At 61.7% G+C, this 19,861-nt stretch carries 20 protein-coding genes; 14 read left to right on the top strand and 6 right to left on the bottom strand.

Translation table 11 applies throughout. The features are described 5' to 3' along the window. Window positions 1-74: 74 nt before the first annotated feature. On the bottom strand, window positions 75-2,684 hold the full coding sequence (gene clpB, locus CXQ93_RS13690; protein WP_104111003.1) for an ATP-dependent chaperone ClpB: 2,610 nt from the start codon (window positions 2,682-2,684) through the stop codon (window positions 75-77). Window positions 2,685-2,941: 257 nt separating this feature from the next. Here clpB and CXQ93_RS13695 point away from each other — a divergent pair, with 257 nt between their 5' ends. After that, window positions 2,942-3,721, top strand: a complete 780-nt coding sequence (locus tag CXQ93_RS13695; RefSeq protein WP_104111004.1) for a TipAS antibiotic-recognition domain-containing protein — start codon at window positions 2,942-2,944, stop codon at window positions 3,719-3,721. A gap of 202 nt (window positions 3,722-3,923) precedes the next feature. Here the strand turns inward: CXQ93_RS13695 and CXQ93_RS13700 are convergent, their stop codons facing one another. Beyond that, window positions 3,924-4,613 (bottom strand): ubiquinone/menaquinone biosynthesis methyltransferase, encoded by a 690-nt coding sequence (locus CXQ93_RS13700; RefSeq protein ID WP_104111005.1) that lies wholly within the window; start codon window positions 4,611-4,613, stop codon window positions 3,924-3,926. A gap of 112 nt (window positions 4,614-4,725) precedes the next feature. Here CXQ93_RS13700 and CXQ93_RS13705 point away from each other — a divergent pair, with 112 nt between their 5' ends. From CXQ93_RS13705 to CXQ93_RS13720, 4 genes are all read left to right on the top strand, one after another. After that, entirely contained in the window at window positions 4,726-5,598 is an 873-nt protein-coding gene (locus tag CXQ93_RS13705) for a DUF4031 domain-containing protein (protein WP_104111142.1), read from the top strand. A 50-nt stretch (window positions 5,599-5,648) separates the two neighbouring features. Then, on the top strand, window positions 5,649-6,110 hold the full coding sequence (locus CXQ93_RS13710; RefSeq protein WP_104111006.1) for an ASCH domain-containing protein: 462 nt from the start codon (window positions 5,649-5,651) through the stop codon (window positions 6,108-6,110). A 59-nt stretch (window positions 6,111-6,169) separates the two neighbouring features. After that, window positions 6,170-6,490 (top strand): cold-shock protein, encoded by a 321-nt coding sequence (locus CXQ93_RS13715; protein WP_104111007.1) that lies wholly within the window; start codon window positions 6,170-6,172, stop codon window positions 6,488-6,490. Window positions 6,491-6,572: 82 nt separating this feature from the next. Further along, window positions 6,573-7,232 carry a pentapeptide repeat-containing protein gene (locus CXQ93_RS13720; RefSeq protein ID WP_104111008.1) on the top strand — a complete coding sequence of 220 codons (660 nt, stop codon included), beginning with the start codon at window positions 6,573-6,575 and terminating at the stop codon, window positions 7,230-7,232. A 70-nt stretch (window positions 7,233-7,302) separates the two neighbouring features. Here the strand turns inward: CXQ93_RS13720 and CXQ93_RS13725 are convergent, their stop codons facing one another. Next, entirely contained in the window at window positions 7,303-7,776 is a 474-nt protein-coding gene (locus CXQ93_RS13725; protein WP_104111143.1) for a hypothetical protein, read from the bottom strand. A 144-nt stretch (window positions 7,777-7,920) separates the two neighbouring features. Between CXQ93_RS13725 and CXQ93_RS13730 the strand changes: the two genes are divergently transcribed. From CXQ93_RS13730 to CXQ93_RS13740, 3 genes are read left to right on the top strand one after another with little or no spacing between them, the layout of a single operon-like run. Then, window positions 7,921-9,141: a sensor histidine kinase gene (locus tag CXQ93_RS13730; protein WP_104111009.1), complete on the top strand. Its 1,221-nt coding sequence runs from the start codon at window positions 7,921-7,923 to the stop codon at window positions 9,139-9,141. Continuing rightward, the gene (locus CXQ93_RS13735) at window positions 9,138-9,764 is read left to right on the top strand and encodes a DNA-binding response regulator (protein ID WP_104111010.1); all 627 of its coding nucleotides are present in this window, start codon (window positions 9,138-9,140) and stop codon (window positions 9,762-9,764) included. Before CXQ93_RS13730 ends, CXQ93_RS13735 begins: the two co-directional genes overlap by 4 nt. Before the next feature lie 56 nt (window positions 9,765-9,820). Continuing rightward, window positions 9,821-11,446, top strand: coding sequence for an exo-alpha-sialidase (locus CXQ93_RS13740; protein ID WP_104111011.1), 1,626 nt, complete (start codon window positions 9,821-9,823; stop codon window positions 11,444-11,446). 79 nt (window positions 11,447-11,525) lie between these two features. On the opposite strand, the gene CXQ93_RS13745 is transcribed toward CXQ93_RS13740, so the two are convergent. Continuing rightward, window positions 11,526-12,026, bottom strand: coding sequence for a PspA/IM30 family protein (locus CXQ93_RS13745; protein WP_104111012.1), 501 nt, complete (start codon window positions 12,024-12,026; stop codon window positions 11,526-11,528). 9 nt (window positions 12,027-12,035) lie between these two features. Further along, complete coding sequence (locus tag CXQ93_RS13750; protein ID WP_104111013.1) at window positions 12,036-12,611, bottom strand: hypothetical protein; 576 nt, start codon at window positions 12,609-12,611, stop codon at window positions 12,036-12,038. Window positions 12,612-12,777: 166 nt separating this feature from the next. Between CXQ93_RS13750 and CXQ93_RS13755 the strand changes: the two genes are divergently transcribed. From CXQ93_RS13755 to CXQ93_RS13775, 5 genes are all read left to right on the top strand, one after another. Next, the gene (locus CXQ93_RS13755) at window positions 12,778-13,179 is read left to right on the top strand and encodes a YccF domain-containing protein (protein ID WP_104111014.1); all 402 of its coding nucleotides are present in this window, start codon (window positions 12,778-12,780) and stop codon (window positions 13,177-13,179) included. Between the two features lie 63 nt (window positions 13,180-13,242). Beyond that, a complete protein-coding gene (locus CXQ93_RS13760; protein ID WP_104111015.1) occupies window positions 13,243-13,476 on the top strand; it encodes a hypothetical protein in 234 nt (77 codons plus the stop codon). After that, window positions 13,476-14,060: a HutD family protein gene (locus CXQ93_RS13765; RefSeq protein WP_104111016.1), complete on the top strand. Its 585-nt coding sequence runs from the start codon at window positions 13,476-13,478 to the stop codon at window positions 14,058-14,060. Before CXQ93_RS13760 ends, CXQ93_RS13765 begins: the two co-directional genes overlap by 1 nt. Before the next feature lie 5 nt (window positions 14,061-14,065). Further along, on the top strand, window positions 14,066-14,902 hold the full coding sequence (locus CXQ93_RS13770) for a PhzF family phenazine biosynthesis protein (protein ID WP_104111017.1): 837 nt from the start codon (window positions 14,066-14,068) through the stop codon (window positions 14,900-14,902). A 91-nt stretch (window positions 14,903-14,993) separates the two neighbouring features. Further along, on the top strand, window positions 14,994-16,124 hold the full coding sequence (locus tag CXQ93_RS13775) for a cation:proton antiporter (protein WP_104111018.1): 1,131 nt from the start codon (window positions 14,994-14,996) through the stop codon (window positions 16,122-16,124). 241 nt (window positions 16,125-16,365) lie between these two features. Here CXQ93_RS13775 and CXQ93_RS13780 read toward each other — a convergent pair whose 3' ends face one another. Then, window positions 16,366-18,120 carry a DEAD/DEAH box helicase gene (locus CXQ93_RS13780; RefSeq protein WP_104111019.1) on the bottom strand — a complete coding sequence of 585 codons (1,755 nt, stop codon included), beginning with the start codon at window positions 18,118-18,120 and terminating at the stop codon, window positions 16,366-16,368. A 698-nt stretch (window positions 18,121-18,818) separates the two neighbouring features. On the opposite strand from CXQ93_RS13780, the gene trmB reads away from it, so the two are divergent. Further along, window positions 18,819-19,598, top strand: coding sequence for a tRNA (guanosine(46)-N7)-methyltransferase TrmB (gene trmB / locus CXQ93_RS13785; protein ID WP_258069017.1), 780 nt, complete (start codon window positions 18,819-18,821; stop codon window positions 19,596-19,598). Window positions 19,599-19,861 lie beyond the last annotated feature (263 nt).

Raw genomic sequence — 19,861 nt, forward strand, 5'->3', positions numbered from 1 at the left:
GGCCTTAAACCAGCAGGGGCTGTGATGATTGGAATCAACCAACCATCACAGCCCCTGCTGGTTAACTCATGGATCTACTTGCGGCTTACCGTCAGCCCTGCGGCAGAATCCATGTCCAGCTCATCGAAATCGGCGGCCGTGTCCACCAGAACAGTGTCCCCGTCCACAATGGTTCCGGCCAAAATCTCCTTGGCCAGCCGGTCACCAATCTGACGTTGCACCAGCCGTCGCAGCGGCCGGGCGCCGTATGCCGGATCGTAGCCTGTCATCGCCAGCCACGCCTTGGCAGCATCACTGACCTCGAGCGTCAGGCGCCGCTCATACAGCCGAGCAGCCAGCGACTGCACCTGCAGATCCACAATCCTCGACAACTCTTCGATATTGAGCGCATCAAACATGACAATCTCATCCAGCCGGTTCAGGAACTCCGGCTTGAAGGAGGCCTCCACAATGTTCATGACGGCCGCGTGCTTCTCCTTCTCTGACAGTGACTGATCAACCAGGAACTGCGAGCCCAAGTTGGAGGTCAGCACAATGATGACGTTGCGGAAATCAACCGTGCGGCCCTGCCCATCGGTGAGCCGGCCGTCGTCGAACACCTGAAGCAGGATGTCAAAGACCTCCGGGTGTGCCTTCTCTACCTCATCCAGCAGCACCACGGAATACGGACGACGGCGCACGGCCTCAGTCAGCTGCCCACCCTCGTCGTAGCCCACATAGCCCGGAGGGGCACCGACCAGCCGCGAGACCGAGTGCTTCTCGGAGTACTCGCTCATGTCGATGCGGATCATGGCGCGCTCGTCATCGAAGAGGAAGTCGGCCAGGGCCTTGGCCAGCTCGGTCTTACCCACACCGGTGGGTCCCAAGAACAGGAAGGATCCCGTGGGTCGGTCGGGGTCGCTGATGCCAGCCCGGGCGCGGCGGACGGCATCGGAAACCGCGGTGACGGCCGCAGACTGGCCAATCAGCCGAGAGCCCAAGACCTGCTCCATCTGCAGCAGCTTCTGGCTCTCGCCCTGCAACATGCGCCCGGCGGGGATGCCGGTCCACGCGGAAATGACCTCGGCAATGTCATCGGCGGTGACTTCTTCGGCCACCATCAGCTCAGGCTTGTCCGTGGACTGCTCCTCGGCAGCGGCCGCCTCCAGCTCACGCTGCAGGGCCGGGATTTCGCCGTACAGTACGCGAGAAGCCTGCTCAAGGTCGCCGTCGCGCTGAGCCTTGTCGGCCACCGATCGCAGCTCGTCGAGCTTGGCCTTCAAATCACCCACCCGGTTCAGCCCAGCCTTTTCAGCCTCCCAGCGTGCGTTTAGCCCGGAGAGCTCCTCCTTTTTGTCGGCCATGTCGGCGCGCAGGGCCTCCAACCGCTCAATCGAAGCAGGGTCGGTTTCACCTGCCAGGGCCAGTTCTTCCATGGTCAAACGGTCCACGGCACGGCGCAGCTGGTCAATCTCTTCCGGTGCCGAGTCAATCTCCATGCGCAGGCGGGATGCGGCCTCATCCATCAGGTCAATCGCCTTGTCCGGCAACTGGCGGCCGCTGATGTAGCGGCTGGACAGTGTGGCGGCAGCGACCAGAGCCGAGTCCGCGATGGCCACCTTGTGGTGCGCCTCATAGCGTTCCTTGAGCCCGCGCAGAATACCAATGGTGTCGTCCACGCTGGGCTCCCCCACAAATACTTGCTGGAAACGGCGTTCCAGGGCGGGATCCTTTTCAATGTTTTCGCGGTACTCATCCAGCGTGGTGGCGCCGATCAGGCGCAACTCGCCACGAGCCAGCATGGGCTTGAGCATGTTGGCAGCGTCCATGGCGCCCTCGGAAGCGCCTGCCCCGACAACGGTGTGGATCTCATCAATGAACGTGACAATCTGCCCGTCGGATGCCTTGATTTCCTCCAGAACGGCCTTGAGTCGCTCCTCGAATTCGCCTCGGTATTTGGCCCCGGCCACCATGGAAGCCATGTCCAGGCTGATGAGCGTCTTGCCGCGCAGCGACTCGGGCACATCCCCTGCCACCATGCGCTGGGCCAGGCCTTCCACCACGGCAGTCTTGCCAACGCCGGGCTCGCCAATGAGTACCGGGTTGTTCTTGGTGCGCCGGCTCAGCACCTGAATGACGCGGCGAATCTCGGCGTCGCGGCCAATCACGGGGTCAAGCTTGCCGGTGCGGGCAATGGCCGTCATGTCCACGCCGAACTTCGCCAAGGCCTCAAAGGTGTTCTCGGGATCCGGAGTGGTGACCTTGCCGTCCCCACGCACGGTAGGCAGCGCAGCATCGAGCGCGGCCCGAGTGGCACCCACTTGCCGCAAGGCACTTCCTGTTGCTCCGGCGTCGTCCGTCAGGCCCAGCAGCAAATGCTCGGTGGAAACGTAGCTGTCCCCCATGCGCTCGGCGGCCTGCTGGGCGGCCTGAACCGCCATCAGCGTGTTGCGGCTGAGTTGGGCCTGCGCAACGGAGGTGCCGGACGACGACGGGAGGTTGCGAATGGCTGCGCTGGCACCGACGCTGACCTCATCCGGGTCGACCCCGGCGGCCTTCAGAAGCGCAACTGCCACACCTTGGCGCTGGTCCATGAGGGCCTTGAGCAGGTGGGCGGGCTCAACCGTGGGGTTGCCGGCGGTGGAGGCGTTCATGGCCGCGGCGGAAAGAGCCTCCTGGCTCTTTGTGGTGAATTTGGCGTCCAAGAGAGGTCCTTTCGTTGGGTTCTTTAGATTCTGACTTACGTTTATAAAGTTGAGTCTACTACGCTCAACTTACGTCTTGTGGAACTTATTCCAGGGATTTTCGGTGGGCGAAAATCAAGGTCAGGCCGCTTTATCCCCTCCCACCAACGCTCCTGCAGCAAATGGTGTGTTTTGTAGAACGCTATCGCACCTTTCTGCCGGTCTCCCCGAGATTCATCCTTGACCTTGACGCGACGTCAAGCTTTACAGTTGCATTCATGAGCATCGAAGACGTTCCGGCGGACTGGTCGATTCAGGAAGTTGCAGTCCTGGCGGGAACCACCAGCCGAACTTTGCGGCATTACGACTCCCTTGGGCTGCTGGCGCCGAGCCGGATTGCAAGCAACGGCTACAGGCACTACAACCAGGCCGCTTTAATACGGCTGCAACGCATCCTATTGCTGCGCGAACTGGGGCTGGGCTTGCCGTCGATCGCTGCTGTGTTGGCGCGGGAAAACTCAGCAACTTCGGCCCTGCGCACTCATGTTGCTTGGCTGCGGGACGAACAGCTTCGCCTGTCGCGGCTGATCACATCTGTAGAAAAAACCATTGCGGCGGAGGCTGCGGGAGAGGAAATCATGGCAAAGGACATGCTGGACGGTTTTGACCACACCCACCACAAGGACGAGGTTGAACAACGGTGGGGCAAGGAGGCTTACGCCCGCAGCGATGCATGGTGGCGCGGTATGAACTCCACCGAACGGGACAGCTGGAAGGAAAACGTTAATTCGTTGAACCGAGACTGGATCGCTGTCTGGTCAAGCAGAGCCACGGCTTCGTCGACAGCGGCGCAGGAGCTGGCTTTGCGTCACGTTTCTTGGCTTCGCAGCATTCCGGGAACACCGGCTGCAGCGCCAGGCGGGGACGTCCGCGGCTACATTTTGGGACTGGCGGACATGTACGTGGCCGATCTCCGCTTCGCCGCGAACTACGGCGGCCAGGACGGGGCAGCGTTCGTGCGGGATGCCCTGACGTTCTATGCAGAGCGGGAGATATAACCGTTTAGCCGGATGGAACTTTGTTTCTACGCAGGCGCGGCCAGCCAGCGTGCGTAGGAATGATTCCACCGCAGCCGGCTCGGGCGTGGCTTGCGTATAAAGTAAGTGAACTTTGTTTATACGCAGACGCGGCCGGCAGCGTTGCGCATAAGCTCAAAAAACACGCCGCGGGCTCCCTTGTGCCGAACTAGCCCGACCCGAATTAGCCCGGCTTGCGTGCCGTCCAAATCATATTGGTGCCCATGAACTTGGGCTTGAGCTGTACGTCCACAAAACCGGCTTGCTCAAACCTGAGCCGCAGGGCTGCCGGGGTCAGGAATCCTAGGGTCGAGCTCACCAGGTACTTATAGGCCTCGCGGTCGCGCCCAATCACGGTCCCCAGCGTGGGGATGACAACCTTCATGCCGAGACGGATAAACGGAGCAAGAACTCCGCTGGGCGGGGACGATTCCAAGGCGGACACCACACCGCCGGGCTTCAGGACACGGAACTGTTCATTCAAGACCTTATCCAGATCGCTGACGTTACGGAGCAGATAACCGTGCGTCACGCCGTCGAACGCGTTGTCTGCGAAGGGCAGCTCATGGGCATCGGCAAATTGCCACACGATGCCGGAGTTGCCTTGCACGCCGCGAGCAACATCGAGCATGGACTCGGAAAAATCGGCTCCGATTATGGTGCTGTCGGGACTCTGCGCGCGAACAGCCCTAGCGATGACGCCCGTTCCAGTGGCCAGATCCAGGTAATTGACTCCCGGTGCGGCGGTGACGGTTTGAGCAACTTCCTTGCACCAGCGACTGTGGGAACCCAGCGTCATGAGCCGGTTCATCAGGTCATAGCGCCGGGCAATGCTGTTGAATGTGGCCTGGACGCTGGAGTCTTCGTTGCGCATTACCGCCGGCTTTCCGTTGATGTGGTGGTCGAAGAAAGTCTATGTGGGATGAGCAGGTTCCTGTCACCACACGCACTGGAGGCTCTTGGCTGCCCGGGCCTACACTGGGGCCATGATCTTTATCGATCCGCCCTTCTGGCCGGCCCACGGGACCGTGTTCTCGCACTTAATCTCCGATACCTCGCTGGCGGAACTCCATGCATTTGCCGCAAGCAATGGTGTCACCGACAGGGCGTTTGACCTTGATCACTACGACGTTCCCGAGCGCCTCTACGATGAGCTCATCATGGCCGGGGCGGTGCCACTGACCGGCAAGGAACTGGCCCGCACCCTCATGGCGTCAGGCCTGCGGATCAAGGCTAAATACCGGGTGAAGTCCGTCGCCTCGGTGCTGGAACGGCGCTGGAATGCTCTCATGCCGGGGCACCCGGAGCTTGGCACGGATTTGCTGAACCGGTGGAATGAGCCGCACCGGCACTACCATTCCGCGACGCATCTGCTGGCCGTTTTGGAGGCGCTGGACGCGCTCACCGGGAGGGATGTCCCCCGGCCGGTGGCTCTGGCGGCCTGGTTTCACGACGCCGTTTACAACGGAACACCGTCCGACGAAGAGGACTCGGCCATTTTGGCACAGTCGTGCTTAAATGGCCTTGTGGAGACCTGGGAAGTCGCCGAGGTGGCCCGGCTGGTTCGACTGACCACCAACCACTCCCCCTCCCCCGAAGACCGCGCCGGACACCTCCTCTGCGATGCTGACCTCGCCATTCTAGGCGGTCCAGATAGCGAATACTCGCGGTATGTAGCCGGAGTCCGGCGGGACTATGGCCACGTCTCGGAGGCTGATTTTTCGAAAGGACGGACCGCCGTTCTGCGTCGCTTATTGACGCTGGACCCCCTCTTCCGCACGCCAAAAGGGCGCGAACTGTGGGCGGATCAGGCGCACCACAATCTCACCGAGGAACTCGCCACCCTCCTGTCTAACTGATAATAATGCAACTGTACCAAAACGTTTGACGGGCAACGTAGGATAACTAGATGCCTACCCATGATGCCGCCATTGATCTGACAACTGCACCCGAATTCGCTGGCCTTCCCTTAGGTGAGTTTGCCTTTCCCGGTCCCTTGCGGGAGCAGTTGGTGGCAGCAATTCTTGACGGTTCCAAGACATCCACCACGTGCACGCTCATTGAATTTGAGGTGGACCACGAAGAGCTGCCACAGCCAGGCCAGCGCGAAGTGGTGATTGACTCTGCTGGCCGCGGGGTAGCCGTCATTGAAATGACGCAGGTGCACACTGCGCCGCTGTCCGATGTGGACCTGCAGCATGCCATTGATGAAGGCGAAGGCTTCACATCGGTGGCTCAATGGCGGGCTGGCCATGAAGAGTTCTGGCACTCTGCTGAGATGCGGGAGGCCTTGGGTGATCCCCACTTCACCGTGGACGCCACCACCATGCTGGTGCTGCAACGCTTCAAAGTCATAGCTCAGGTGCCTTAGCCACGTGCGCTAGGCTCCCGACTCTAGAATCCCGGCCGGAGACTGCGTAGCCTGAAATCATGGCAACCACAGGCGCAGTCCGCATTTGGCATGACGAAGAAGGCTGGGGAATCCTTGATTCGGATTCGACGCCGGGTGGCTGCTGGGCCCATTTTTCCCACATTGTCGGCCCAGGGTATCGCACCTTGAAGCCCGGCCAGAGCGTCACGTTTGACTGGGAGACTGCCGAGCAGGACGGCTACAGTTTCCGGGCAATCCAGGCGTGGCCGGCCAGCGTTGAGCTCGACGCTGCTCCTAGCCCCGAGCCCGGCCCCAATGCCCCCATGGAAGAAACAACCAGCGCTTACACATCCAGCATGATAATCCACTTCGACAGCTGAGCCGACCCGTGGCTTCACAGCCGAACCGACGGCGGATGACTATCAGAATATTGCCCCGGCCGCAGGCGGATAACCTAGAAGCATGGCTTCGAAGAATGCGCCCCGCGCACCCCGACTCACTCCGCTAACGCTGCATGACCTGGTGGACAACGAGGATGCCTTCTTCGGCCCCGGTGACACTTATGACGGTCAACGCTTCGACCGACCCAGTTTTGACGGCGCAAATCTCACGTCGTCGGATTTCTTGGAATGCGAGCTCAACGGACCCATGCTCAATGACGCCGAGCTCCGCGGCGTGCGTTTCCGCGGCTCCCTTATTAAGGACAGCTTCGCGCCCATCATGAAGGGTGCCCGGACCAGCTGGCGTGATACCGAAGTCACCTCACCGCGCTGGGGATCGGCCGAGCTCTATGACAGCAGCTGGCAGTCGGTCCGGATCGATGGCGGCAAGATCGATTTCCTGAACCTGCGCGCCTCAAAGATCATTGACCTGCAAATCAGTGACTGCATCATTGATGAACTGGATCTGGGCGGGGCCAATGTCACGCGCTTGGCACTGAAGAACTGCCGGATCGGAACCCTAGACCTCCAGCAGGCCACACTGAAGGACGTAGATCTGCGGACCAGTGACTTCCGCACGCTCAATGGCGTCGGTTCCATGTCAGGGGCAATTATTGACGACTACCAGATGGGCCTGCTGGCGCCGATCTTCGCAGCACACTTGGGCATCACCGTAGCCTGATGAGTCTGACCATCCTGCACTACACACTCCCGAGGCAGACGCCTGGCCCACCAGACCTAGCCCATCAGACCTAGCCCATCAGCGAGACACCGAACGTTGCGGCCACACCAAACGCGGTGCCCCACAGGATGATGGAAATGAGCTGCCACAGGATCACAGCGTTCTTCGGTGCACCAAAGGACACCATGGCGGCTGAGGTGATCTGACTCGGCAGGATCGCCTGACCCGCCAGGCTCACACCAGCAACACCGTACTTATCGAAAGCCTTGCGCAGCTTGGCCCGCCGAGGAGAAAGCTCCTTCGCCGGCTTGCCAGCGGAAACCTTGCTCCGCACCCCGTGTGCGCTGAGCACAAAGATCAGCATGGAGAGAACATTGCCCACCACAGCAACTCCGATGGCAAGCACCGGGTTCAGGCCAATGACCACCCCCACCACCGCGCCAAAGTAGGACTCCACAAAAGGAATTGCCGCTATGAGCAGCACCCCCACCCATTGCAGCATGGCAGGGAGGGAGGCGGCGAAGGACTGCAGAGATTCAATCATGAGGTCTACTTTCATGGGCGGAAACGTTGATAATTCAATCCTTTCGCAGCATCCCAAGCCGCAGTAGTGAGCTGCTGTCACGCCTTGACCTGCACTTTCGCACAGGGAATCCATGACAAATGTCATTGCCCTAGACTGAAGCCCATGCCTGCAGTCTCGTCCCCGGAAATTCCGCGCCCCACCGCCAGTCTGGGCCGCAGCGTGCGCAGCACGTGGACGTACACCTTAGGCTCTATCGTGTTCATTTTGGTGGTCCTGCACTTCATGCTGCTGAGCTTCGCGGCCAGTACTTTCACTGCCAAGAACGACGCCGTCTCCGGGCTGTTGCTGCTGGCCCTGGTTCTCGCTGTGGCCCTCCAGGTGCGTTATTGCTGGTTCCTGCGGGCTGGTTTGGGCGGTGGACTGCCCCGTCCCGTCTGGACCACGGCCATGGTTGTTACCTCCGGTGCTGTGTGGGTTTTGGGTCTGATCACCTCGGACGCTGGGTGGATTGCTGCGATTCCGCTGTGGCTGGCCGTGTCCCTCGTGGCCAGCCTGCTACCCACAAGGACTCGCTGGCTAACAGTGGCAGCCGGTGTCCTCTCGCTACTGGCATTTGCCGCTATTCGTCACTTCTGGATGGGGCAGTCAGATTCACTTCCAGAAGATTCCGCCTCCCGCATGCTGCTGGCCTATTCGGCAGGAATGCCACTGCTGCTCATCAGCAGCCTGTGGTGGTGGCGGGTGGTAGTGGAGCTTGATCGGCACCGGGTCATGGCCGGGGAATTGGCTGTGGCCCAGGAAAGGCTCCGCTTCGCCGCGGACCTGCACGATATTCAGGGCCACCATTTGCAGGTCATCGCACTGAAATCCGAACTGGCCGAGCGGCTTCTTGACAGCAATCCTGAGGCGGCTCGTGAAAACATTCATGAGACTCGGCTCATTGCCAAGCAAGCTCTCGAGGAAACCCGTTCGCTCGTGGCCGGATACCGGGAAACGTCCCTCGCGGACGAGTTGGAGAATGCACGGGAAGTCCTCACAGCAGCCGGGGCAGACTGTGAACTGACGCTGGAGACACTGCCAGCGGATCCCGCAGCACAACAGGCGCTGGCCATGACTGTGCGTGAGGCCACCACGAACATTCTGCGTCACAGCGAGGCCACTCACGCCACCATCTCCCTGACGTCCTCCGAGGCTGAGGCAACACTGACTATCCGCAATAACGGACTCAACGGCACGCCGTCGTCCATGTCATTGACGGCCGGCACCGGCTTATTGGGCTTGCGGAGACGGCTCGAGACAAGCGGCGGAACACTTGAAACCACCCTGGAAACCGGCCACTTTGAGTTGCAGGCGCGGATCCCCCCCAGAGGAATACCCGCATGACCGAAACCCTGGACACCTCCCCCATTCGGCTCTTGATTGCCGACGACGAGCACCTGATTCGCGGCGCGCTGGAGGCCCTGTTGGGGCTCGAATCCGATATTGAAGTGGTGGCGAGCGCTGATAATGGCGTCACCGCCGTCGAGCTGGCTTTGGCCACAACCCCGGACATTTGCCTGCTGGATCTGGAAATGCCGCAGGCAGACGGGCTTGAGGCGGCAGCGAAGATTCTGGCTACCGTCAATACGCGCGTCATCATTGTGACTCGGCATGCCCGTCCGGGTGTGCTGCGCCGGGCCTTGGCCGCCAAGGTCTCCGGCTTTGTGCCCAAGTCCACCCCGGCACAGGATCTTGCCCATGTGATTCGGGATGTAGCGGCCGGGAAACGTTACATTGACCCGGAGATTGCTGCGGCGGCCCTGACCGCTGAGCGCTGCCCACTCACGGACCGCGAGCTGGATGCATTGCGCGTGAGCCGTTCCACCACCAGCGTGGCTGACATTGCCAAGCAACTGCATCTGGCCTCGGGCACGGTGCGCAACTATCTCTCCTCGGCCATGATGAAGCTCAATGCTGTTTCTCGGCACGAAGCGGCCGAAAAAGCGTGGCAGCAGGGCTGGATTTAGAACTTTTCCACAGCTGTCTCCCGCATTCGTTGCGAACCGGCTAAGCTCAAGCTGTGATGATACGTCCTACATCTTTGGAAACGGTTCTTGCCCGCCGCGGCGTCGCGGGGCACCGCCAGTACCGCATCCCTGCCCTGGCAGTGTCGCCGCGGGGCACCGTCCTTGCCGCCTACGACGCCCGCCCCAACCTCGATGATCTGCCCAACCCCATCGATCTGCTCATCCGTCGCAGCACTGACAACGGCGCAACGTGGGGCCCCCAGCAAACTGTGCGCACCGGCACCGGCTTGGATGGTTATGGCGATCCGAGCCTGCTCATCGACACCTCAACCGGGCGGATCTTCCTGTTCCACGCCGCTGGAACGCATGCCGGATTCTTCGAGGCCGCCGCAGGTCTGGAAGACCAGGATGCTATCCAGCACGCGGACCTCAGCTTCTCCGACGACGACGGCGTCACTTGGCACCACCGCCGCCTCACCTCCATGCTCAAGAGCGATGGCGTCACGGGCCTTTTTGCTGCCGCAGGTGCCGGTATTCAAATCCATACCGGCCCTTTTACCGGGCGTTTAGTGCAGCAGTTTGTGCTGCTGCACGAGGGCGTGATTAAGGCCGCCAGCGCGTATAGCGACGATCATGGTGAGACGTGGGCTCTTGGCGAATTCATTGCAGCCGCCAACGAAAACAAGGTGGTGTGCCTAGCTGACGGCACACTGTTGATGCATTCGCGCGCCACTCCGCACCGCCTGACCGCCATCTCCGCTGACGGTGGCCACAGCTACACCCCGGCCCTGCCTCATCTGGAGCTGCCTGACCCCAGCGACAATGGATCCGTGGCCCGGTTCGACGGCCTGCCCAACGTCACCACCTTGGCGAATCCAGAGACCGTGGACTGGCTCATCGCCACCCACAATCACGATCCCGCCCTGCGCCGCAATACTGTCCTGAAGCTCTCGGGCGACAACGGGGTAACCTGGCCATTCGGCGTCGAACTGTGCGGTGGAAGCTCGCAATATTCCACGGCTGCGCGCCTGCCGGACGGCCGGATCGGCGTGCTCTATGAGCGTCAGGGCTACCAGGAAATTGTGTTTGTGGCGATCGATCCGGCGGAGTTGTTGGCTTCTCCCAGCGCCGATTTGCGGCACGATTCCGGGACCGTCTCCTCGCGCAGCGTCGCCTTCGACGTGGTACTGCGTTCCATCACACCGGGCCGCCCTGCCGTGTGGGAGAGCGTGGGTGAGAGTTTTGTACTGGCTTCAACCGCCGGCGATTGGGATCCGTCCGCGTGGAAGGAGGTGGGGCAGGGCTACTCCGAGGATGCTCCGCAGGTGCTTTCCAACCGGGAATCGCAGGATCTCAACTACGGTGCCCCCATTCCGGGTTATAAGGTAGGAGATGTCCTGGCTTTCTCCGGCAGGGTGCACAATACCGGCGCGGCTGCGCCGAAAGTGGCCGTGTTCCTGGAAAGCAGGACAGCAGGGATCGTTGCTCTGCTCGGTTGGGAGCCGCTGCTTACCGGAGCCGTGCGCAGCTTCACGGCCACGTGCACTGTGACCGAGGCAGATATTGCGGCAGGGGCACTGACGCTGGAGTTCACTATGGGGGTCGACGCCGGCATGGCCACCTCCGGCGCACTGCGCGGCTTCACTTTCGACATGGCTTCCGGGGACATCGCGGAACATTAGTGCGCGGGCCCATCGATCCGTGAGATATGGCTGTTATGAGCGCTCAGAGCAGCCATATCTCACGGATCGATGATGGCCCTTAGGGGTCCGCGTCGAAATCATGCAGCGCCTGGGCGATGGCCTGGTTGGCTGAGGCTGCCTTTTGTGTTGCCGTCAGCGTTTCTACGCTCACATTGAAGCCTGAGACCCGCGCCTGCAACTGGGTCAGCGCGGAAATCAGCATGGTCTCCTGCTCGGCGAGAGCGTCCCGCTGAGACATGAGATCGGAGAGTTGTCCACCCATGATCAGGTGCCGGTTCATGGCAGATTGGGCGGAGGTCTCATCACCTTCGCTGCGGGACTTTTCGGCCTGTCCGGCGAGCTTGTCCATGGCCTTTTGCAGGTCCTCGCCCTGCAGATCCAGCCGCTGCCGGCTCACCGAGACATCCGCCACGCCACGGCGCATCTTTTGCACAGCGGCTTGCTGCTTGCTCCGGGCTTCGATCAAGGTGAGCTGCCCACCGGAGGAGGAGCCGCCGTCGTGCTTCCTGCGGGGAGGTCTGGGACGGAAAAACGCTGCGATCCTGGTAAAGATGCTCATGGACGCGAGCTAGTCGTTACCGAGTTCAGTGTACGTCTGGGCCCACTTTTTCAGCATGGTGGCCTCAATTTCCAGAGTCCGGGTGAGCTCGCTCAGATCCACATCACCGGCAGGCGCGGCGGTGCCGGCGAGGGCTTGGCGCACACCCGTGGCGGTCTTGGTGATCTGCTCAACCTGCGTGCCCAACGTCTTGACGTAGAGGGCTTGGACGGCGGGATCGGGCTCCTGCTGGGCCACCAAAAGATGGTGTTCGGTGACCTTTCCGGCCTGCTGCAATGAGGCGAAAATGGGCTCCAGATTGCCCGTGTACTGGCCGGCGCCCTGAGCCACGGCAAGGGATCGGCCGGTTGCTTCCAAGGCCTCTCCCAGTGCCACCCGTTGCTTGAGGATCTCGGCGACGGGACCGGTACTGGATTCGGCCCGGGCCTTCAGGGCGCTCCGCTTGGCAGACTCATACTTAGGCTTGCCAATCTTGACCAGCCCCAACACGCCACGGGAAATCAGGACCGCCAAGGTGATGCCCACACCCAGCACGATGGCAATGATCACCAGCATGAGGATCAAAAAAACTGTGCCTAAGTCCATAGAACTGAAATATTCCTTAGCAGTTGCCGTTGCCATTGAGGGAGGTGTTGTTGCTGATCAGCGTAGCACCGCAGACCACGTGAACACTGGGCGGTTGGTGTGAAATCAGGGGTAGTACAGGGTCAACCCTGATGCGATTGTCGGGGCCAGCGGGCACAATGGGGTGATGAAGACAATCTTGAATCTCATCTGGCTAATATTTGGCGGTTTCTGGCTAGCCATGAGCTACTTCCTCGCCGGCATTCTGTGCTGCATCTTGGTCATCACCATCCCGTGGGGCATTGCCTCGTTCCGCATTGCCGGGTACGCACTGTGGCCCTTTGGCCGGATGGTGGTGGATAAACCGGGTGGAACAGGCGTGGCCAGCGCCGTGGGAAATATCATTTGGATCGTAGTTGCCGGTATTTGGATTGTCATAGGCCACGTCACCACGGCCATTGCCATGGCCGTGACCATCATTGGGATTCCCTTGGCCATCGCCAACTTGAAGATGATCCCGGTATCGCTCATGCCGTTGGGTAAGGAAATTGTTCCAACCAACCGCCCCTTCGCCAGTAACTACCGGTAACGGTTGCGGGCCGCACTGTGGACTCTGTGACCCCTTGGACTAGCAGCCGCGTAAGCTTGAGTCATGCGCAATAAGACCGATTGGCTAGACATCATTGTCAACTTCGCCAGTTTCGCCGCCATGATTCTGGTGCTCACCTTCGCTCGTGTGAACTTGCCGTTGAAGATCGTGCTGGCCTTCGCCGTTTCCCTAGCCATCACGGGCGGGTGGGCGTACTACAAACGCAAGCTCCGCCGTCGACCATCAGACCTCAAACGCCTGCACGTGTACAGCGAAAAGAATGTGGACGAAAAATAGTGGAAATTATCCGTTACGCCTCCCTGAAAAGCACTCCTTGGGCCAATGGCGGCGGTGTCACGCGGCAGATTGCGGCCAGCCCCGACGGCAAGAACTGGGACTGGCGTGTGAGCCTCGCCGAGCTGACAAAGGCCGGCCCGTTCTCCCCACTGCCGGGCATTGACCGGATCATCACTGTCGTCGAGGGCGATCTGATTGCACTGACGATCGACGGTGCCGAGCAGGCGCTCGAAAAGTTCCGCCCGTTCCGATTTTCCGGCGACTCGGACACCTCCGCCAGCCTGCCCACCGGCACGCTCAAAGACCTGAACCTCATGACCCGCCGCGGCGCCTTCAAGGGTTACGCGGCCATCATCGAGCTCTCCAAGAAGCGCCCGCACCCCGTTTTCGCGGACCAGTTTGCCGTGCTGCTGCAAGGCTCGGCCACGGTTTCTGCCGCTGCAACGGACGACGCCGAACCCTCCTCCCCCGCACCCGCACCCGAGGCGCTGGGTAAGTTTGACACCGTGGTGGGCTCCGATGCCGCTCCGGAGATTTCCGGCCGCGGCTTCCTGGCCGTGCTCAGCATTGACCCGGTCCTCTAGACACCATGAAACCGCGCCGATACAGCGAGGTCGATGTGTTTTCGGCGACGGCCTACCGCGGCAATGCGCTGGCCGTGGTTCACGACGCCGAGGGTTTGAGCACGGCGGACATGCAGCAATTCGCCAACTGGACCAACCTCGCCGAGACCACATTTTTATTGGCCCCAACTGATCCGCGGGCGGATTACCGGGTCAGGATTTTTACGGCCAGCGAGGAACTGCCCTTTGCCGGACACCCCACACTGGGATCCGTCAAGGCCTGGTTGGCAGCCGGCGGAACAGTGGGCCCCGACGGTGTGATTGTGCAGGAATGCGTGGCGGGTCTCATCCCGATCCGTATTGCAGGGGATCGGTTCGCGTTCCAGGCCCCGCCATTAACCCGTTACGAGCCCATCGAGGAAGCACGTCTGCAGCGGGTTGCCAGCGTTCTGGGGATTGCGCGTGATGACATCCTCGCTTCCTCTTGGCTTGTCAACGGACCTCGTTGGATGGGCATTCGGTTAGCTTCTGCGCAGCAAGTGCTGGCACTTCGCCCCGACCCCAGCCTGTTGGACGATCTTGAGATCGGCGTTGTTGGTCCGCACCCTTCTGGCTCGGACACTCAGTTCGAGGTCCGCGCATTCTTCGGCGGCGACGCCGTTTGGGAGGACCCTGTCACGGGGAGCCTCAACGCGGGTCTGGCCCGGTGGATGAGCGATACCGGGGTGGCGCCACCTCATTATGTGGCATCGCAAGGGACCGTTCTGGGCCGTGAGGGCCGGGTCCATATCGACATTGAAAGCGACAGCATTTGGGTTGGCGGACACGTCACCGCGTGCATCGAAGGCACCGTCCGGCTCTAAGGGCGCGGTCCGCCCTGTAACTCACACCGTCCACCGTGCACAATGAGCACATGGAACAGCAACTTTTGGACCAATCCCGGCGGTCCACGCCATGACTTTCCACGTTCTTGCCCTCATCTGCTTCGCTTCGCTGCTGGGTCCCCTCTTGGCCTTCCCGCGACGGTGGCAGATTCCGGTGGTCATCGGTGAACTGGCGGCAGGAATGCTCATTGGCCGAAGCGGTCTGAACCTTGTCGATCCCGCGGAACCGACCTTTACCTTCCTGGCCGATCTGGGCTTTGCCTTGATCATGTTCGTGGCTGGCTCCCATGTGCCCGTCAGAGACCAAAGAATCCGGTCCGCGTTGGGAAGTGGTGTGGCACGCTTGGCGGTGGTGTCCGTGGCTGCCGCAGCAGTTGGTATCGCCGTGGCGGGACTGTTTGGCACCGGGCATGCATCGCTCTACGTGGTCCTATTGGCGTCGTCATCCGCCGCGCTGGTGCTGCCAATCATCGGCTCATTCCAGCTCCGCGGACCCCAGGTTTTGGCCATGACAGCACAGGTGGTTATCGCCGATACCCTCGCCATCATTGCCCTTCCTTTAGTACTCAACCCGTCCACAGCTGGGCCGGCGGCGTTGGGCTCGCTGGCTGTATTGACCAGTGCCACCGCACTTTTTCTGATCCTTCGTACGGCTGATCGGAAGGGGTTACGGCAACGTCTGCACAAAGTTTCTGAAAAGCGGAAATTTGCTCTGGAGCTCAGGTTTCAGCTGACTGTCCTCTTTGCGCTGGCCGGACTCGCCGTGTGGAGTCATGTGTCCATCATGCTCGCCGGCTTCGTCTTTGGGCTGGCGGTGTCAGCCGTTGGCGAACCGCGGCGACTGGCGCGACAACTTTTTGCCCTGACTGAGGGGTTCTTGGGGCCGCTGTTTTTCTTGTGGCTCGGTTCGTCCTTGGACCTGCGCGAACTCGCCAGCCACCCGACGATGATCCTATTGGGCTTGGCCCTGGGGATTGGCGCGATTGGCGTACATTCACTCACGCGCTTGCTGGGCCTTCCGCTTCCGCTGGGAGTTCTTTCGGCAGCACAACTGGGCGTGCCGATCGCTGCGGCCACCATCGGGATCCAACAAAATCTACTGGCCCCGGGCGAACCCGCGGCACTGGTTCTAGGAGCGCTGGTCACCATGGCGGCTGCCACGCTGGCGAGCACCCGCCTGATGCCACGGGAAAGCCTCTGAGGCCAAACGTTCCCGCACCACCACACGTCCCGTCCCTCGAGTCAGACGGAGAGCCGTCGAGTCAGACGCCGCGCATCGTCTGACTCGACGGACTGGCGTCTGCGGTGGTGGTTAACGCAAAACGTACGACGTCGGCACCCGAGGTGGGTGCCGACGTCGTACGTTTTGCGTTGGGTGGGCCCACGCTTGCCAGGTTCCCGGGGAAATCGCGCCAGCGATTTATCGGGCCGGCGAGTGGGGCCTAGCGGCTGCGGCGCTGGTTCGAGGCCGGAGCCGTTGCGCGGCGGGGTCCGCCGGAGCGGGCGCCACCACCGTTGGAGTTGTAGCTTCCGCCGGAGTTACCACCGGTGTTGGAGGACCATACTGCGCCGCCCTGGCTGCCACCGCGGGAGTTGCTGCGCGGGGCATCGTTGGTGTGTGAAGAACTGCGCGGGGCCGAACCCTGGCCTGCGCGGTTTCCGCGAGCAACATCGCCGTCGCGAGCCGGGCGGCCTTCACCGGAACGTACCGGACGACCTTCACCGGAACGTACCGGGCGGCCTTCACCGGCTGCACGTGCCGGACGACGGTTTTCGCCGCCACCGAAGCGGGCACCCTGGGCAGCGCCTTCACGACGCTCGCCACGGTTACCTGCTGCTGCGGGACGCTCGTTGGAGTCAGCCGAAACGCGGCCGCGCCCTCCGCGACCGCCACGGCCACCGGCTGTGGGGGCTGCGCCGGAGCGGACCGAACGCTTGCGCTGAGCGTTTGCACCGTTAGAGGTGCCGCTGCCCTGTGCAGGCTGCTTGGAGGCGAGCAAGGCTGCGCGGGTGCGCGGGTCAATCTTGTCAGCAACGTCGCCAACCAAGGTGGCGATCAGCGGTGAGCTGGTGGTGACGCGCTCAAAGTTCACGTCAACGCCTGCTGCGCGCATGAGCTTCTTGACGTCGCCCTGCTGCTCGGGGAGCGTCAAGGTGACAACTACGCCGTCGGATCCTGCGCGGGCCGTACGGCCGGAACGGTGCAGGTAAGCCTTGTGCTCTGTGGGCGGGTCAACGTGGATGACCAGTTCAATGTCATCAACGTGTACGCCGCGGGCGGCAACGTCGGTGGCAACCAGGACGCGAACGTCGCCGGTGGAGAACTCGGCCAGGTTACGGTCACGTGCATTCTGTGACAGGTTTCCATGAAGGTCCACGGCAGGGATGCCGGCGTCGGTCAGGGTCTTGGCCAGCTTGCGGGCGTGGTGCTTGGTGCGCATGAACAGGATGCGGCGGCCGGCGCCCGATGCGAGCTCAACGATGACCTGCTTCTTGACGGTCTGATCGTTCACAACCAGAACGTGGTGCTCCATCGTGGAGACAGCAGCCTTGGGCTCATCCACCGAGTGGGTGAGCTGGTTGGAGAGGTAGCGCTGAACAATCTTGTCCACGCCGTTGTCCAAGGTGGCGGAGAACAGCATGCGCTGGCCCTGCGTCGGCGTCGTGTCCAGCAGACGCTTGACGACCGGCAAGAAGCCGAGGTCAGCCATGTGGTCGGCCTCATCGAGAACCGTGATCTCAACGCTTTCCAGGGAAACGATGCGCTGCTTCATGAGGTCTTCGAGGCGACCCGGGCAGGCGATGACGATGTCGACGCCGGCGCGCAGGGCCTTTTCCTGACGGGCCTGTGAGACGCCACCGTAGATGACAGTGGTGTTCAAGCCCATGGCCTTGGCGAGGGGCTCGATGGTGTTGTTCAGCTGAGTTGCCAGCTCGCGAGTCGGTGCAAGGACCAGGCCCATGGGGCGGCCGGGCTTGCGGAAGTACGGGGCTTCGCGCTCGGCCAGACGGGCAACGAGCGGGATAGCGAAGGCAATGGTCTTGCCGGAGCCGGTGCGGCCGCGACCCAACACGTCGCGGCCTGCCAAAGTGTCCGGCAGAGTCTTGACCTGAATGGGGAATGCTTCCTCAATGCCCTGAGCGGCGAGTGAAGCAACGATTTCCTTGGGCGCACCAAGGGCAGCAAAAGTTGTCATGTAAAGAGAGAATCTTTCGTAAGGCGGTTCAACGTCCCACGGGCAGTTTTGACCGCGGGTTCGCCGATTCAATGCCAGAGCGTGTCAACCGCGGTCTGCACAGTGCAAATTCACTGGGCAAGATCTATGCGGGACAAGTTGCATGCGTTCATCGACGCAGAATGCGCGAAACGCACATTAAGTAGTGTCAGTCTATCAGCGGCACGACGCCGGGCACCCCCTTAGTGCCCCATCTCACCTTCACCACCTCGGCGAGTGTCCAGATAACGTCGCTTTGATCCCTCCATAGCGGCTCTAAACGACATGATCTGCACATTGGCGCCACCACGACCCACTTTCCGCCCCGGCCAAGGCTCCTCACGCCATCGACCCGTGAGAAATGGCGGCTTTGGGAGCTGACAGCAGCCTTTTCTCCCGGGTCGATGGCGTTCAGCTTGAACCTGGAAGAGAGATTCCCGGCCAGGGTGAGCCAAAATTTCCCAACCAGACCGGCCTCGAAATCACCGGTACCCTTAACAGTGATGAGTGAAACCCCAGCTACCGACGCCCCCGCCACCGACCCCGCCGCACCGGCACATGCCTCCCTGCAGGATGGATTGCAGGATGCAGAGCCCGCACAGGAGCGCGCGCCCCGCACCGAGGACGGCTCCGCACGCCCCATCACACCGGGCAGTCAGGCCGCCGAAGGCACCTATCGCATGCAGCCGGTCTCGTTTGTGCGCCGCGGAACCCGCTTGCAGGGTCGCCGCCAGCAGGCCTGGGATGACCACTCCGACACCCTGGCCGTTGACGTTCCGCGCCACATTGCGGATACCTCAGTGCATCCCGATTACGTCTTCGACGCCGCAGCAGAGTTTGGCCGCACAGCCCCGCTGGTAGTGGAAATCGGTTCGGGCCTGGGCGATGCCGTCATCCACGCCGCCAAGGAAAACCCGGACAAGGACTTCCTCGCCGTCGAGGTTTACACCCCCGGACTCGCTCAGACCATTCAAAAGATTGTCGCCAACGAGCTCGAGAATGTCCGCGTCGTCCAGGCGAACGCACCCGAGGTCCTGAGCACCATGCTCCCAGCCGGCTCCGTGAGCGAAGTCTGGGTCTTCTTCCCCGACCCGTGGCACAAGTCCAAGCACAATAAGCGCCGCATGGTGAAGGACACCTTTGCCCCGCTCGTATCGCGCGTGCTCTCCCCCGGAGGCATCTGGCGCCTGGCCACCGACTGGTCCACCTACGCCGAGCAGATGCTCCACGTGGGCATTGCCTCTGAAGATTTCACTAACCTGCACGACGGCGAGCGCACCGGTTCCGAAAGCCCCCTCACCGCGGCACGCCTCAGCGGAGTGGACTGCGAACAAAGTGATGAGCAGGATGAGCTTGGCGGCTGGGCTCCCCGTTTTGACGGGCGCATCCTGACCAGTTTTGAGAACAAGGCTCACAAGGCTGGGCGCGTCATCTTCGATCTGGCTTTCCGCAAGAACTAAACGCCCACACGCAGCACTGCAATTGACCCTCCCCGCCGGCAGCTGAGCGACGCATCACCGTTCAGCTGCCGGCGGGGAGGGTTTTTGTGTTTTCTGAGCCACAACGGGCATCTGCCTGGGCCCAAGTGCGCGAGCGCTGCGGAAACAGCCGCCATACCTGAGCGAGCGTCTGGGGCGAGGGGCGAGCCTGCCCCACCGAACGTAACAATCACCCGCCGGACCTTAATAATGTCCCCGGCCCTTGACGCCTTTCCAGTCCCCAA

It is taken from the genome of Arthrobacter sp. N199823, assembly GCF_002929705.1.
In the GTDB taxonomy this organism is placed as follows: domain Bacteria; phylum Actinomycetota; class Actinomycetes; order Actinomycetales; family Micrococcaceae; genus Specibacter.

What these genes read in the sequence shown, in the direction of transcription:
- CXQ93_RS13770 (WP_104111017.1), top strand. Translation starts at nt 14,066, where the DNA reads ATGAAACCGCGCCGATACAGCGAGGTCGATGTGTTTTCGGCGACGGCC.
- CXQ93_RS13705 (WP_104111142.1), top strand. Translation starts at nt 4,726, where the DNA reads ATGATCTTTATCGATCCGCCCTTCTGGCCGGCCCACGGGACCGTGTTC.
- CXQ93_RS13695 (WP_104111004.1), top strand. Translation starts at nt 2,942, where the DNA reads ATGAGCATCGAAGACGTTCCGGCGGACTGGTCGATTCAGGAAGTTGCA.
- trmB (WP_258069017.1), top strand. Translation starts at nt 18,819, where the DNA reads ATGCAGCCGGTCTCGTTTGTGCGCCGCGGAACCCGCTTGCAGGGTCGC.
- CXQ93_RS13735 (WP_104111010.1), top strand. Translation starts at nt 9,138, where the DNA reads ATGACCGAAACCCTGGACACCTCCCCCATTCGGCTCTTGATTGCCGAC.
- CXQ93_RS13730 (WP_104111009.1), top strand. Translation starts at nt 7,921, where the DNA reads ATGCCTGCAGTCTCGTCCCCGGAAATTCCGCGCCCCACCGCCAGTCTG.
- CXQ93_RS13710 (WP_104111006.1), top strand. Translation starts at nt 5,649, where the DNA reads ATGCCTACCCATGATGCCGCCATTGATCTGACAACTGCACCCGAATTC.
- CXQ93_RS13745 (WP_104111012.1), bottom strand. Translation starts at nt 12,026, where the DNA reads ATGAGCATCTTTACCAGGATCGCAGCGTTTTTCCGTCCCAGACCTCCC.
- CXQ93_RS13780 (WP_104111019.1), bottom strand. Translation starts at nt 18,120, where the DNA reads ATGACAACTTTTGCTGCCCTTGGTGCGCCCAAGGAAATCGTTGCTTCA.
- CXQ93_RS13720 (WP_104111008.1), top strand. Translation starts at nt 6,573, where the DNA reads ATGGCTTCGAAGAATGCGCCCCGCGCACCCCGACTCACTCCGCTAACG.
- CXQ93_RS13760 (WP_104111015.1), top strand. Translation starts at nt 13,243, where the DNA reads ATGCGCAATAAGACCGATTGGCTAGACATCATTGTCAACTTCGCCAGT.
- CXQ93_RS13775 (WP_104111018.1), top strand. Translation starts at nt 14,994, where the DNA reads ATGACTTTCCACGTTCTTGCCCTCATCTGCTTCGCTTCGCTGCTGGGT.
- CXQ93_RS13750 (WP_104111013.1), bottom strand. Translation starts at nt 12,611, where the DNA reads ATGGACTTAGGCACAGTTTTTTTGATCCTCATGCTGGTGATCATTGCC.
- CXQ93_RS13755 (WP_104111014.1), top strand. Translation starts at nt 12,778, where the DNA reads ATGAAGACAATCTTGAATCTCATCTGGCTAATATTTGGCGGTTTCTGG.
- CXQ93_RS13740 (WP_104111011.1), top strand. Translation starts at nt 9,821, where the DNA reads ATGATACGTCCTACATCTTTGGAAACGGTTCTTGCCCGCCGCGGCGTC.
- CXQ93_RS13715 (WP_104111007.1), top strand. Translation starts at nt 6,170, where the DNA reads ATGGCAACCACAGGCGCAGTCCGCATTTGGCATGACGAAGAAGGCTGG.
- CXQ93_RS13700 (WP_104111005.1), bottom strand. Translation starts at nt 4,613, where the DNA reads ATGCGCAACGAAGACTCCAGCGTCCAGGCCACATTCAACAGCATTGCC.
- CXQ93_RS13725 (WP_104111143.1), bottom strand. Translation starts at nt 7,776, where the DNA reads ATGATTGAATCTCTGCAGTCCTTCGCCGCCTCCCTCCCTGCCATGCTG.